General features: G+C 45.5%; 10 protein-coding genes. All 10 read left to right on the top strand.

Translation table 11 applies throughout. The features are described from left to right. Positions 1-208, top strand: a 208-nt coding sequence (locus tag J4N23_RS20630; protein ID WP_207429745.1) for a hypothetical protein, incomplete at its 5' end; no start/stop codon positions are given. Between the two features lie 1,397 nt (positions 209-1,605). Then, positions 1,606-3,312: a dihydroxy-acid dehydratase gene (ilvD, locus tag J4N23_RS20625; protein ID WP_207429744.1), complete on the top strand. Its 1,707-nt coding sequence runs from the start codon at positions 1,606-1,608 to the stop codon at positions 3,310-3,312. A 95-nt stretch (positions 3,313-3,407) separates the two neighbouring features. Further along, complete coding sequence (gene ilvB / locus J4N23_RS20620; protein WP_207429743.1) at positions 3,408-5,144, top strand: biosynthetic-type acetolactate synthase large subunit; 1,737 nt, start codon at positions 3,408-3,410, stop codon at positions 5,142-5,144. Positions 5,145-5,208: 64 nt separating this feature from the next. Then, positions 5,209-5,820 (top strand): acetolactate synthase small subunit, encoded by a 612-nt coding sequence (ilvN, locus tag J4N23_RS20615; protein WP_207429742.1) that lies wholly within the window; start codon positions 5,209-5,211, stop codon positions 5,818-5,820. Positions 5,821-6,086: 266 nt separating this feature from the next. After that, positions 6,087-7,568 (top strand): ketol-acid reductoisomerase, encoded by a 1,482-nt coding sequence (gene ilvC, locus J4N23_RS20610; protein WP_207429741.1) that lies wholly within the window; start codon positions 6,087-6,089, stop codon positions 7,566-7,568. 174 nt (positions 7,569-7,742) lie between these two features. Further along, entirely contained in the window at positions 7,743-9,209 is a 1,467-nt protein-coding gene (locus J4N23_RS20605; RefSeq protein WP_207429740.1) for an ATP-binding cassette domain-containing protein, read from the top strand. 96 nt (positions 9,210-9,305) lie between these two features. After that, positions 9,306-10,817 carry a 2-isopropylmalate synthase gene (locus tag J4N23_RS20600; RefSeq protein WP_207429739.1) on the top strand — a complete coding sequence of 504 codons (1,512 nt, stop codon included), beginning with the start codon at positions 9,306-9,308 and terminating at the stop codon, positions 10,815-10,817. Between the two features lie 139 nt (positions 10,818-10,956). Beyond that, the gene (gene leuC, locus J4N23_RS20595) at positions 10,957-12,375 is read left to right on the top strand and encodes a 3-isopropylmalate dehydratase large subunit (RefSeq protein ID WP_207429738.1); all 1,419 of its coding nucleotides are present in this window, start codon (positions 10,957-10,959) and stop codon (positions 12,373-12,375) included. 174 nt (positions 12,376-12,549) lie between these two features. Next, entirely contained in the window at positions 12,550-13,146 is a 597-nt protein-coding gene (leuD, locus tag J4N23_RS20590; RefSeq protein WP_207429737.1) for a 3-isopropylmalate dehydratase small subunit, read from the top strand. 107 nt (positions 13,147-13,253) lie between these two features. After that, positions 13,254-14,771: an alpha-isopropylmalate synthase regulatory domain-containing protein gene (locus J4N23_RS20585; protein WP_207429736.1), complete on the top strand. Its 1,518-nt coding sequence runs from the start codon at positions 13,254-13,256 to the stop codon at positions 14,769-14,771. Positions 14,772-14,916: the final 145 nt, after the last annotated feature.

The following is a 14,916-nucleotide window of genomic DNA, read 5'->3' as shown; positions in this document are numbered from 1 at the left end:
CAAATTCCGAAGAGCTCCTGGTGCTTTTTCAACTGTTTTCACCCAAGACCGTAAGCTGAAGTTGCTCATCTTCGCCTACCTCTCCTTTCATCGTCATCCTGAACTGGTTTCAGGATCCCTTGAACTATCTATTTTTCAAACTCAAGAGATCCTGCTCTTCGATATTTGCAATCTCGAAGCCGTATCTCTGGATTTACAATCCAGCTAGCGTTGCAACTTCCTGCCGGTTCTCAGAACCTACGATAGGAACTTCGGAATTACAAATTCCGAAGAGCAGTTGGTTTTCCGTTGACCTTTGCACTGCCATCTCGTTTTTTTATTCCTCAAGAGATGCTGAACTAAATTCAGCATGACGATCTGAAGTAGCGCTAGTGCTCTTTCAACTGTTTCCATCAAAGACCGCAAGCTGAAATTACTCATCTTCGCCTACCTCTACACGCTCTTCGAGATTTGCAATCTCGAAGCCGTATTTCTGGATTTACAATCCAGCTAGCGTTGCAACTTCCTGCCGGTTCTCAGAACCTACGATAGGAACTTCGGAATTGCAAATTCCGAAGAGCTCCTGGTGCTTTTTCAACTGTTTTCACCCAAGACCGTAAGCTGAAGTTGCTCATCTTCGCCTACCTCTCCTTTCATCGTCATCCTGAACTGGTTTCAGGATCCCTTGAACTATCTATTTTTCAAACTCAAGAGATCCTGCTCTTCGAGATTTGCAATCTCGAAGCCGTATCTCTGGATTTACAATCCAGCTAGCGTTGCAACTTCCTGCCGGTTCTCAGAACCTACGATAGGAACTTCGGAATCACAAATTCCGAAGAGCAGTCGCAATACTGATCTAGGCGAGATCTATAAGGTCGTAGCGGGACGCTACGATCATGGGCGGGGCAGCAAATGATAAATTAATTCGGTGTCTCCCCGCTCTTCGAGATTTGCAATCTCGAAGCCGTATCTCTGGATTTACAATCCAGCTAACGTTGCAATTTTACTGCCGGTTCTCAGAACCTACGATAGGAACTTCGTTTCAGATCCCTTGAACTATCTAGTCCGCCAGCGCAAGAGATGCTCAACTAATTTCAGCAGGCTGAAAAAGTAGCGGAGCGATAAATTAACCAGACCTGCGTTTATAGGTAAATCAGAACCTGCTATTTTTTTATCGGGAAATTCAAGAAATTTTATGAATTACCTCATTTCAGGAAGAATTCAGGAAATTTTTGCTTCCCCGCCCGCTCGTCATACCGTATACCAAAAGTGGTTTTGGTATTAGGACATGTACTTATATTCTTTCAAATTAAGGCTAAGAAGAATCATATTTCTAAAAATTAGAAAAAACAAAATAAAATACTAATTCAAAAAAAATCACTAGCCCTATTGCTTCAAAAAACTCTAGTTCCTACCTTGAACATACTGAAACAAACAAGAAATGCGTAACGACAGCACAGTAACTAACAGCAGTCAAAACGGACGAATTAGCATCGGTAATCGGGTGCTGGTCGTGCTCCTGCTTAACTGTATGTCGAAGGCGTATTAATGGAAATAGTATAGAACGCCTTCTGAGAAAGAGGGCGTTTTTTTTTATGCACTAATAAAATTAAAAAAGATTCAGATATGGCCTTATCTTCTGAAAAAACAGAAACTACCGAAATCAACAAGTACAGTAAAACGCTGACTCAGGATCCGACCCAGCCCGCTGCACAAGCGATGCTTTATGGAATTGGATTGACTGAGGAAGATATGAAAAAAGCGCAGGTCGGCATTGCTAGTATGGGATATGATGGAAATACCTGTAACATGCACCTGAACGACCTGGCGAAACTGGTAAAAGAGGGAGTCTGGAAAGAAGACCTGGTGGGTCTGATCTTTAACACCATTGGGGTGAGTGATGGAATGAGCAACGGTACTGAGGGTATGCGCTACTCGCTGGTTAGCCGCGACGTGATCGCTGACTCTATTGAAGCCGTCTGCGGAGCTCAATACTACGATTCGCTAATCGCTCTTCCTGGCTGTGATAAAAACATGCCCGGATGTCTGATCGCGATGGGAAGATTAAACCGCCCTTCGATCATGGTTTATGGCGGAACCATTGCACCGGGACATTATAAAGGTGAAGATCTGAACATCGTTTCAGCGTTTGAAGCGCTGGGCAAAAAGATAGCGGGACAATTAGATGAGATCGACTTTAAAGAGATCATTAAAAACTCTTGCCCGAGTGCCGGAGCCTGTGGAGGTATCTACACCGCTAATACCATGGCGGCTGCTATCGAGGCTTTAGGAATGAGTTTACCTTACTCTTCATCAAACCCTGCTCTTAGTCCTGAAAAACAACAGGAATGTCTGGATGCAGGAAAAGCAATCCGCGTGTTGATGGAGCGCGATATCAAACCGAAAGATATCATGACCCGCGAAGCGTTTGAAAACGCGATTGTGACGATCATGATCCTGGGTGGCTCTACCAACGCCGTATTACACCTACTGGCAATGGCCAGAAGCGTGGATGTGGAGCTAAGTCAGGACGACGTTCAGGCTGTCAGCAACCGGATACCGGTTCTTGCAGACATGAAGCCAAGTGGCAAATACATGATGGAAGACTTGCACAAGATCGGCGGCGTACCTGCAGTCATGAAATATGCCCTTTCTCAGGGATGGCTGCATGGTGATTGCCTGACCTGTACCGGAAAAACGCTTGCGGAAAACCTTGCGGAAGTTCCTGAACTGGAATTTGAAAACCAGAAGATCATTCTACCAGCCGAAAACCCTATCAAAGCAACAGGACACTTACAGATCATCTACGGAAATCTGGCAGAAGGTGGTAGCGTGGCGAAGATCACGGGTAAAGAAGGAGAGCGTTTTGAAGGACCGGCCCGCGTATTTGACGGTGAAACGCAGCTGATTGCAGGAATTTCTTCAGGCCACGTCAAACATGGTGATGTGATCGTCATCCGTAACGTAGGTCCGAAAGGAGCTCCGGGAATGCCTGAGATGTTGAAACCTACCTCGGCACTTATCGGAGCGGGCTTAGGCAAAAGCGTAGCCCTGATCACCGATGGCCGTTTCAGCGGTGGAACGCATGGCTTTGTAGTGGGCCACGTAACTCCGGAAGCTTACCTGGGCGGTTTGATCGGACTGGTAGAAGATGACGACATCATCGAGATTGACGCAGTCAGTCGCGTAATGACACTGAAAGTCTCTGATGAAGAGATCGCACGTCGGAAAGCAAACTGGACACAGCCGGAGCTAAAGGCGAAAAAAGGATTACTTTATAAATATGCAAAGCAAGTAAGCACCGCAGCAGAAGGTTGCGTAACGGATTTGTAGATATAAATAAGAAAAAAGGCGTTAAATAAAATAAACGGTTGAGAGTAGAGTTTGGCGAGAAATCCAAACATAACTCAGCACTCAAAACTACTTTTATGGATACAGCACAACAAGAATTAACCGCTACTGAACAAAAGACAACCATTGAATTGTCAGGTTCTGCCGCCGTACTGGAGGCCCTTATAGCGGAGGGAGTAAAAACCATTTTTGGTTACCCTGGAGGAGCGATCATGCCGATCTATGATGCTCTGTATGATTACAATGACAAGCTGGAGCATATCCTGGTCCGCCACGAACAAGGCGGCATCCACGCAGCGCAAGGCTATGCTCGTACTTCCGGGAACGTCGGTGTTGTATTTGCCACCAGTGGTCCCGGTGCTACGAACCTGGTTACCGGCCTTGCTGATGCGCAGATCGACAGTACGCCGCTGGTATGTATTACGGGGCAGGTGTTTGCTCACCTTTTAGGTACAGATGCTTTCCAGGAAACAGATGTAATCAACATCACCACGCCTGTTACCAAATGGAACTATCAGGTAACTGATGCCAATGAAATCCCGGAGGTGTTGGCCAAAGCGTTTTATATCGCGAAAAGCGGCCGACCAGGTCCTGTTTTGATTGACATTACTAAAAATGCGCAGATCCAGAAGTTTCAGTATTCCGGATATACCTGCTGCAAACATATTCGTAGCTATCGTCCGAAACCGATAGTGAGAAGAGAATACATTGAAGAAGCGGCAAAGCTGATCAATGCAGCAAAGAAACCTTTCGTTCTATGGGGACAAGGAGTGATTCTGGGCAAGGCCGAAAAAGAGTTTGCTGCATTTATCGAAAAAGCGGGGATTCCTTCTGCCTGGACTATTTTGGGTGCCGGAGCTATTCCTTCAGACCATTCTCTGAACGTGGGAATGCTGGGAATGCACGGTAACTACGGACCGAACGTCCTCACTAACGAATGTGATGTACTGATCGCTATTGGTATGCGTTTCGATGACCGGGTAACCGGACGTCTGGATAAATATGCAAAGCAGGCGAAGGTGATCCATTTGGATATTGACCCTGCCGAGATTGATAAAAATGTCCAAACAACCGTTCCTGTTTGGGGCGACTGTAAGGAGACCCTTCCTTTATTGACCGAATTGGTAGAGGCTAAACAACACACCGAATGGCTGGCGAAGTTTCGCGAATATCAGCGTCAGGAAGAAGAGCAAGTCATCCAGGGAGAGTTATTCCCTACTTCGGAGGAGCTGACTATGGGCGAAGTGATCCAGCAAATCAACGAAATTACGGGTGGAGAAGCGGTGATCGTAACAGACGTGGGCCAGCACCAGATGGTAGCCTGCCGCTACGCCAAGCTCAACAATACCAGAAGCAACGTGACCAGCGGTGGTTTAGGAACTATGGGCTTCTGTCTGCCTGCCGCCATTGGTGCGAAGTACGGTGCACCGGATAAGCCGGTGATTGCAGTAATTGGTGATGGTGGTGTACAGATGACGATCCAGGAGCTTGGAACCATCATGCAGTTTAACGTGGATGTGAAGGTATTGATCCTGAACAACCAGTTCCTCGGGATGGTGCGTCAGTGGCAACAGCTGTTCCACGACAAGCGCTACTCTTTTGTAAACATCACGAGTCCTGATTATGTGAAGGTAGCCGAAGGTTACTATATCCCAGGCCAGAAAGTAGAAAACAGGGAAAGTTTAAGACCAGCCCTTGAAGCGATGCTGAATCACCCGGGTTCGTACCTGCTGGAGGTAATGGTAACCAAAGAGAATAACGTGTTCCCGATGGTTCCGCAAGGATGTAGCGTGAGTGAAATCAGGTTGAAATAAGGTTAAAGGATATAGCTGAAAGGGTAAGCCGAAAGCTACCAGGCAGCTTCTTAAAAAAATCATCATGACAGATCACATTTTAAATCCTGAGAAGCAGGAATATAACATCACGGTTTATACCGAAAACCAGATCGGGTTACTTACCCGTATTGCCATTATCTTCAGCAGAAGAAAGATCAATATTGAAAGTTTGAACACCTCTCCTTCTGAGATCGAGAGTATTCACCGCTTCAACATAGTGATCACCGAATCTGAAGGAGTGGTAAGAAAAGTGTGCCGCCAGATTGAGAAGCAGGTGGAAGTTCTAAAAGTGTACTACAATACCAATGAGGACGTGATCTGGCAGGAGATGGCTTTGTACAAGGTTCCTACTGATCAGATTGCCGAAAAAGCCCTAGTAGAGCGTCTTCTTCGTGAAAATGGTGCTCGGGTGGTAGTAATCAGACACGACTACACCGTGTTCGAGACCACAGGCCACCGGGAAGAAACAGATGCGTTGATATTAAAGCTGCAGCCCTTCGGACTGATCGAGTTTGTGAGGAGTGCCCGAGTAGCGATCATCAAGCACAGCGAAGGCTTCAACAGAAAGCTTCGTGAGTTTGAAAGCATGGAGCCGGGGCATGAGCCGGGTGAGAATGAGTACCTGGACAAAAGGGACAAAGTGTTCACCATGTAGGTTGTTCAAGGGCCTTGAAAGGGTAGAAACGGCCCTAGATACGCCCGTTAGGGATAGAAGCGGATACCGGCCCTGTGGCTAAGGCCCTGAGCAGTATGAGCGGATAGCCCGGGCCGAAGGTAACGGCCAGAAGGTGAAAGGCCCGACCTGATGACCTCTTATTTAAATATTTGCACTAAATTAGCGCCGCTTTAAAGGAGGGGCTTATTTAGCCTGCTGAAAAGGAACATTAACGTAAAAATCAAATAGAAATCAAGCAATAAAAAATGGCAAATTATTTTAATACACTACCCCTTAGGGAACAACTAAACCAGCTGGGTGTATGCGAATTCATGGACAATTCTGAATTTTCTGATGGTGTGAACGCACTTAAAGGAAAGAAAATTGTGATCGTAGGTTGCGGAGCTCAAGGATTAAATCAGGGTTTAAACCTAAGAGATAGTGGTTTAGATGTTAGTTATGCATTGCGTAAGGAGGCTATCGAGCAGAAAAGGGATTCGTGGAAAAACGCTACAAGCAACAACTTCAATGTTGGTACTTACGAAGAACTACTTCCAACGGCTGACCTGGTAATTAACCTGACTCCTGACAAGCAACACACTGCAGTAATTAACGCTGTAATGCCATTGATGAAACAGGGAGCTACTTTATCTTACTCTCATGGTTTCAATATTGTAGAAGAAGGCATGCAGATCCGTAAGGACATCACAGTAATCATGGTGGCACCTAAATCACCAGGTTCTGAGGTTCGTTCTGAGTATGTAAGAGGATTTGGTGTACCTACCCTGATTGCAGTTCACCCTGAAAATGATCCTGAAGGAAAAGGTTTAGCGTGGGCGAAAGCTTACTGCGTAGGCACTGGTGGTCACCGTGCTGGTGTTCTTTTATCATCTTTCGTTGCGGAAGTAAAATCTGACCTGATGGGCGAGCAAACTATCCTTTGTGGATTGCTGCAAACAGGTTCTATCCTTTCTTTCGACAAAATGGTTGAAAAAGGTATCGACGCTGGTTACGCTTCTAAACTGGTTCAATATGGTGTGGAAGTAATCACTGAAGCGTTGAAACATGGTGGTGTATCCGGAATGATGGATCGCTTAAGCAATGTTGCTAAAGTAAAAGCTTTCGAACTTTCTGAAGAACTGAAAGACATCATGCGTCCGTTGTTCCAAAAACATCAGGATGATATCATGAGCGGAGAATTTAGCCGTACCATGATGGAAGACTGGGCTAACGGTGATGCAAACCTATTGAAATGGAGAGCTGAAACAGGTGAAACTGCTTTCGAGAAAACTCCTGCCGGTGATGTGAAGATCGGTGAGCAAGAGTACTTCGATAACTACTTACTGATGGTTGCTTTCGTAAGAGCTGGGGTTGAATTGGCTTTCGAAACGATGGTTGAAGCAGGTATCAAACCTGAGTCTGCTTACTACGAGTCGTTACACGAGACTCCACTTATCGCGAACACCATCGCTCGTAAGAAGCTGTTCGAAATGAATCGCGTAATTTCTGATACTGCTGAGTATGGCTGTTATCTGTTCGATCAGGCTTGTAAGCCTTTGCTTGCTGACTTCATGAAGAAAATTGACACTGACGTAGTGGGTAAAAACTACAACGAAGGTAAAGATGGTTCAGTAGACAATCAGCAATTGGTTGCTATCAACGAAGTTTTACGTAATCACCCTGTTGAAATTGTGGGTACTAAATTGCGTAAAGCGATGACTGCAATGAAAGCGATTAAAACCGCATAATTTGTAGTTGGTGAACACAACAACCACAGCATAAAATTAACTATACAATAGCAGCTCGTTCCTGGGCTGCTTGTCATCCCGACCTTAGGAGAGATCTAAAGCATTACGCAAAGATTTCTCCTATCGTCGAAATGACAAAAGAGTCAAACTGACAAAGAAAGAGTCCTTCAACAAATGGAACCATTGGTGAGAATAACAGGCTTAAATTTAAGATACCAGCAAAAGCAGGTATTGAACAATTTGGGTTGGACTATTCAGCACGGTGAGAACTGGTTACTTGGAGGAGCAAGCGGAAGCGGAAAAACTTCTCTTGCGAAAATTATTGCAGAAATGCAGTCGGCTGCCGGAGAGCTTAAGATCGACTTTAACAAAAAGAGCAGATTACCTGCGGAAGTCCTGTTTGTAGAAAGCTGGTACCGCTTTAAAAATATAGAAGGTTTATCCAACTTCTATTATCAACAACGATACACCAGCCTGCAGGCAAATGAAACAGTTACCGTAAAAGCTGAACTACAGCATTACGGGAAGGATAAAAATCTAGAGTTCGAAGAAGCAGAAAAGCTGATGGAAGCTTTGAACTTTTCGGCACTCAAAAACTCGCAACTGCTGGAACTATCAAGCGGCGAGCATAAGAAATTACAGCTGGTGAAAGCGCTATGGTTGAAGCCTCAGTTGCTTATCATAGACCAGCCCTATACGGGTTTGGATGCTTTATCCCGGCGGAAGCTAAATGGCTTGTTGGATGAAGCCGTTGCAGCGGGAGTTCAACTGATCCTGATCTGCAACGACAAAGAGTTACCCGCAAGCATCAATTGCTACGCAGAAATTGAAAACGGGCAATTGAAACGATTGGATTCGCAGGACGAGATTTCGGTATCTTACCAGAGACAATCGAAGGACTTACCTGACTTTTTGCAGGTACGGCCTGGTTATACCTCTGATGAGATCCTTAGAATGATCGACGTCAGCATCCGATACGGAGATAAACAGGTTCTAAAAAATATAAACTGGGAAGTTAGAGCAGGTGAGAAATGGCTTTTACAGGGACCAAACGGATCCGGAAAGTCGACCCTGTTAAGTTTAATAAATGGAGACCACCCGCAGTCGTACGCCAACAATTTTTACTTGTTCGGCAACAAGAGAGGCAGTGGCGAAAGCATCTGGGATATCAAGCAACATACAGGGATTATCTCCCCGGAGTTTCACTGGTATTTTGATGCGACATCAACGGTTTGGCAAAGTATTGCTTCGGGCTTTTATGATTCGGTGGGTTTGTACAGGCAATTACCTTTTTCAAAAAGTGCCAAGGTTGATGAATTGATTGAGTTCTTTGAACTGACAGAACATAAAAACGACTTGTTAAGCGCCCTTCCTCTTGGAAAACAGCGGTTGGTGCTACTGGCAAGAACGATTATCAAAAATCCGGAACTGTTAATTCTGGATGAACCCTGTCAGGGATTGGACCAGCAGCAAACGGCCTACTTTAACCAGCTGGTGGACGAGTTAAGTGTGAATGGCATGACCATTATTTATGTGGGCCATTTTGCATCGGCACTCCCCTCCTGCCTGGAGAAACGGATTGAGTTGAACGAGGGCGAAGTAGTAGCCATCGAAACTCTTGCAGAAAGCTGCTTAGCATAAAAAAACAGAAGCTGTTTTAATACCCGGGGATGGTATTCAAGAAACAGGAAATAAAAACGAATAAGCATCCCCACACTAAATCAACAACCAAAAACGATGTTACACGATCCAAACCGTATTTATATTTTTGATACTACGCTGCGTGACGGCGAGCAGGTACCTGGTTCTCAATTAACAACTCCTGAAAAGATCATCATTGCTGAGGCACTGGAAAAACTGGGAGTAGACATCATTGAAGCTGGATTCCCCATCTCTAGTCCCGGCGATTTTCAAAGTGTGGTTGAATTATCCAAGGCTATTCGTGAGCCAATTATTTGTGCCTTAACGCGTGCAAATAAAGGAGATATCGATTGTGCAGCAGAAGCGCTAAAGCATGCAAAACGCCCGCGTATCCATACGGGAATCGGTTCATCCGACATGCACATCCAATACAAGTTTAACAGTACCCGCGAAAAGATTCTTGAGCGTGCCGTAGAAGCGGTAAAGTATGCGAAGTCTTTTGTGGAGGACATCGAGTTCTACGCTGAGGATGCAGGTCGTGCTGACAATGTTTTCTTAGCGCAAATGATCGAGGCGGTGATTGCGGCAGGTGCAACGGTAGTAAATATCCCGGATACAAATGGCTACTGCCTACCGGAGCAATACGGGGAGAAAATCAAGTTCCTGAAAGAGAACGTGAAAAATATCGACCAGGCGGTGATCTCTGTTCACTGTCATAACGACTTAGGCTTAGCTACTGCCAACAGCATTGCCGGTCTTCAAAACGGTGCCCGCCAGGTAGAGTGTACCATCAACGGAATCGGGGAACGTGCGGGAAATACGTCGCTGGAAGAAGTGGTGATGATCCTGAATACGCACAAAGGTTTGGGTTATCATGAGATGATCAACATCAACACCAAACATATCTACAACTTGAGCGGAATGGTGAGCCGGATGATGCGCATGCCTGTTCAACCAAATAAAGCGATTGTAGGTAAAAATGCATTTGCTCATAGCTCCGGTATTCACCAGGATGGATTCCTGAAACACCGGGAGAACTACGAGATCATCAACCCGGAGGATGTAGGTATTGATTCAGCGGATATCGTATTAACAGCTCGTAGCGGTCGGGCCGCATTGAAGCACCACCTGGAGCGTTTGGGATATACCATTGAAAAGATCGACCTCGACCACACCTATCAGAAGTTCCTGGAGCTGGCAGACGAGAAAAAAGAGGTAAAGGATGACGATCTTTTGAAATTGATGGGTGCTGACGAAACGAATTACAAAAACGGCATCAGCATCAACTCTATCAAAGTGACAACCGGAGATCAGGAGCAACCGGAAGCAGAGATCAGTCTTCACTACAATGGCGAAGATTATACGGCGAAGGCAAAAGGTAACGGTCCGGTGAGCGCAACTATCAATGCGATCCTCAGTATTCTGAAGAAAGATATCGAAATTAAGGAATTCAATATTCATTCGATCCACGGGGGTAGCGACGATGTGAGCAAGGTGGATATGCGGGTGATGTTTGAAGATAAATCGTACATGGGCTACGGGTTCAGTACCGATATCGTAAGGGCTTCGGCCAATGCGTACCTGGATGCGCTGAATAAGTTTGTGTAGTTTGGTCCGTCGCGTTTAGAACGCTGTCTGCGTTAGCCAAAATAGTATACTACTTGAAGCAAATTGCTTCAAAATGACATAGTTAGAGTACCCGAAGTAAAAAGGGAACGTTTAAAGACAATAGTAAATTAAAAGTAAAATGAGCAAGACTTTATTTGACAAAGTGTGGGACTCGCATGTGGTACGTAAAATTGAAGGTGGCCCAGATGTGTTTTTTATTGATCGCCATTTGATCCACGAGGTTACCAGTCCGGTAGCTTTTTTAGGATTGAAAAGCAGAGGATTAAGTGTTCTGTATCCTGAGCGTACATTCGCTACAGCCGACCATAACACCCCAACGATTAACCAGCATTTACCAGTCGCAGATCCTCTTTCAGCTAACCAACTGAAACAACTGGAGGAGAATGCCAACGAATTCGGTATCCGTCACTGGGGATTAGGTCACCAGAAAAACGGTATCGTACACGTTGTTGGTCCTGAAAACGGTATTACCCTTCCAGGCGCTACTATTGTTTGTGGTGACTCTCACACGTCTACTCATGGTGCTTTTGGTGCTATCGCATTCGGTATTGGTACTTCTGAGGTAGAAATGGTTCTTACTTCACAGTGTATTATGCAGCCGAAGCCAAAGAAAATGAGAATCAATATTACCGGTTCTTTAGGTAAAGGTGTTACTCCCAAAGACGTGGCCTTGTTTATTATCTCTAAATTAACTACTTCTGGTGCTACTGGCTACTTTGTAGAGTATGCAGGTGAAGTATTTGAGAAAATGAGTATGGAAGGTCGTATGACGGTGTGTAACCTGAGTATTGAAATGGGTGCACGCGGTGGTATGATCGCTCCTGATGAAACTACTTTCAACTACATTGCGGGCAGAGAGTTCACGCCGAAAGGCGAGGCTTGGGATAAAGCAATGGAATACTGGAAAACATTAAAGACTGATGCTGATGCTGTGTTCGATATGGAATACACGTTTGATGGTAGCAGCATTGAGCCGATGATCACTTACGGAACTAACCCGGGTATGGGTATGGGCATCTCTAAGGCTATTCCAACTGCTGAAGAGGTTGAAGGTGGAAAAGCGACTTACGAGAAATCCTTAGGTTATATGGGCTTCCATGAAGGTGAAGCAATGATCGGGAAACCGGTGGATTATGTGTTCGTAGGAAGCTGTACAAATGGTCGTATCGAAGACTTCAGAGCTTTTGCATCCCTAGTAAAAGGCCGTAAAAAAGCAGATAATGTGGTTGCATGGTTGGTACCGGGATCTCATATCGTTGAAGCGCAGATTAAAGAAGAAGGTATCCTGGATATCTTAACAGAAGCAGGATTTGAGCTTCGTCAGCCTGGCTGTTCTGCATGTCTGGCGATGAATGACGACAAAGTTCCGGCAGGTAAATATGCAGTAAGTACTTCCAACAGAAACTTTGAAGGACGTCAGGGACCTGGTGCAAGAACTATGCTGGCTAGCCCTTTGGTGGCTGCTGCTGCTGCTGTAACAGGTGTTGTAACAGATCCGAGAACTTTAATTGAAGAAGAAACTTTAGAATTAGCATAGGAAAGGTAAAAGGGGAAAGGTTAGAGGTAAAGGGTGTTAGCGCTTTATCTCGCCTTTCGCCGGTCCTATAATTGTTAAAACCTGGAAGTAAAAGTTAAAGTAAACGTTTAAGAGCCTTGTAATAGGGCGTCAAACAAGTACCTTTTACCTTTCAGCTCTCAACCTCTAAAAAAAATGGCTTACGATAAATTTACTATACTAACAAGTACTGCGGTTCCACTTCCTATCGAGAACGTAGATACCGACCAGATCATTCCTGCACGTTTCTTAAAAGCAACGAAGCGTGAAGGTTTTGGTGATAACCTATTCCGCGACTGGAGATATAACAGCGACAATACCCCTAAAGCTGATTTCGTATTGAACGACCCTACCTACAAAGGTAAAATCCTGGTGGGCGGTAAAAACTTCGGTTCTGGTTCATCACGTGAGCACGCAGCATGGGCTGTTTATGACTACGGATTCCGTGCCGTTGTGTCCAGCTTCTTCGCTGATATCTTTAAGGGTAACTGTTTAAATATCGGTGTATTGCCGGTACAGGTGAGTCCTGAATTCTTGCAAAAGATCTTCGACGCGGTTTACGCTGATCCAAATACCGAGTTGGAGATCAATTTGCCAGAGCAAACAATTACGCTTCTCGCTACAGGCGAAAAAGAGAGCTTTGACATCAACTCTTACAAAAAAGACAACATGCAGAACGGTTTTGACGATATCGACTATCTTCAAAACATCAAAGGAGAAATCCAGGAGTTCGCAACACAGCGTCCGTTCTAATATTATTTCATAAGTTTGCACCGGTGCAAGGGGTTGAGAAATTCCACGCACCGGTGTACTCATTTTGCCCCGTCAGCAAGGGGAAAACCAACGTGTAACCACTCCAGATGAACAGACGGAAAATCGAGATAATGGATACCACCCTGCGTGATGGAGAGCAGACTTCAGGGGTGTCTTTTTCTATTTCTGAAAAACTTACCATTACACAATTATTACTTGAGGAGCTCAAGGTAGATCGGGTTGAAGTGGCTTCTGCAAGAGTTTCGCAGGGGGAATTTCAGGCGGTAGAAGCAATCACGAGCTGGGCTTTGGAAAACGGCTATATCAACCGCATCGAAATCCTCTCCTTTGTGGATAATGGTGTTTCTATTGACTGGATGGTGAAGGCCGGAGTAAAGGTGCAGAACTTGTTAACCAAAGGATCACTGAACCACCTGACACACCAGCTCAAGAAAACGCCAGAGCAACATTTCTCGGATATTGCTAAAACGATCGCACTGGCAGAAAGCCACGGTATTGCAACCAATGTATACCTGGAAGACTGGAGTAACGGTATGCGCAACTCCCCCGAGTATGTATGGCAATACCTTGATTTTCTTTCGACGCAGGCTGTGAAACGGATCATGCTACCGGACACTTTAGGGGTGCTTACTCCTTCTGAGGCCTTTGGTTTTATTTCCGCCCTTAAAGAAAAATATCCTTCCATTCATTTTGATTTCCACGCACACAACGACTACGACCTGGCTACGGGCAACGTGCTGGAGGCGGTGAAAGCCGGAATTGACGGTCTGCACCTGACGGTTAATGGAATGGGCGAAAGAGCCGGAAACGCCCCGATGGCAAGTGTTATTGCCGTCATCAACGACTTTCTTCCTGAGGCGGAGATAAGCGTCAAGGAAGAGTCTATTTACAAAGTAAGCAAGCTGGTGGAGACTTTTTCGGGAGTTCGGATTCCGGCAAACAAGCCTATTGTTGGCGAATATGTGTTCACTCAAACTGCAGGAATCCATGCGGACGGTGACAATAAAAAGAATTTATACTTCAATGATCTGCTTCCTGAGCGATTCGGGCGGAAACGCAAGTATGCTTTAGGGAAGACCTCAGGCAAAGCAAACATTGAGAAAAACCTTCAGGAGCTCGGCTTAAAGCTTTCTGATGAGGATATTAAAAAGGTTACCCAGCGCGTCATTGAGCTGGGTGATAAAAAGGAGATCGTCACAAAAGAGGACCTTCCTTATATTATTTCTGACGTGCTGGATAGCAGTATGTACGAAGAAAAAGTAAAGATCGAATCGTATGTACTGACCCATGCCAAGGGTTTGCGCCCTTCCGCTACGCTGGCTATTTGTATTGACAGCCGCGTGTACGAGGAGCACGCGCAAGGCGACGGACAGTTCGACGCTTTTATGAAGGCGTTAACGAAAGTCTATTATAAAAAGGGACTTCATCTGCCAAAGCTGGTAGACTACACGGTTCGCATTGCACCGGGCAGCAGCTCTGATGCGCTTTGTGAAACGGTGATCACCTGGGAAAAGGATAATAAGACCTTTAAAACCAGGGGCTTGGATTCAGACCAGACGGTATGCGCGATCAAGGCGACGCAAAAGATGTTGAATATTATTTAGGAGATGGCGCAGACAGCGTTTCGAACGCTGTCTGCGTTTTTTTAAACGGCGATCGGAGAGCTGCCGTTGTAAAATAAACCCGGGTGCAGCGGATACCGGCCCGGAGCCTAAGGCCTGCAGGCGTATGAGCGGAACACGGGACAGG

Source organism: Pedobacter sp. SYSU D00535 (assembly GCF_017355855.1).
Classification (GTDB): Bacteria; Bacteroidota; Bacteroidia; order Sphingobacteriales; family Sphingobacteriaceae; genus Desertivirga.
This window is presented reverse-complemented; position numbering and strand designations above follow the sequence as displayed.

Bases quoted from the DNA above. Each gene is read 5' to 3' on its own strand.
- ilvD (WP_207429744.1), top strand. From the start codon at position 1,606: ATGGCCTTATCTTCTGAAAAAACAGAAACTACCGAAATCAACAAGTAC.
- ilvB (WP_207429743.1), top strand. From the start codon at position 3,408: ATGGATACAGCACAACAAGAATTAACCGCTACTGAACAAAAGACAACC.
- ilvN (WP_207429742.1), top strand. From the start codon at position 5,209: ATGACAGATCACATTTTAAATCCTGAGAAGCAGGAATATAACATCACG.
- ilvC (WP_207429741.1), top strand. From the start codon at position 6,087: ATGGCAAATTATTTTAATACACTACCCCTTAGGGAACAACTAAACCAG.
- J4N23_RS20605 (WP_207429740.1), top strand. From the start codon at position 7,743: ATGGAACCATTGGTGAGAATAACAGGCTTAAATTTAAGATACCAGCAA.
- J4N23_RS20600 (WP_207429739.1), top strand. From the start codon at position 9,306: ATGTTACACGATCCAAACCGTATTTATATTTTTGATACTACGCTGCGT.
- leuC (WP_207429738.1), top strand. From the start codon at position 10,957: ATGAGCAAGACTTTATTTGACAAAGTGTGGGACTCGCATGTGGTACGT.
- leuD (WP_207429737.1), top strand. From the start codon at position 12,550: ATGGCTTACGATAAATTTACTATACTAACAAGTACTGCGGTTCCACTT.
- J4N23_RS20585 (WP_207429736.1), top strand. From the start codon at position 13,254: ATGAACAGACGGAAAATCGAGATAATGGATACCACCCTGCGTGATGGA.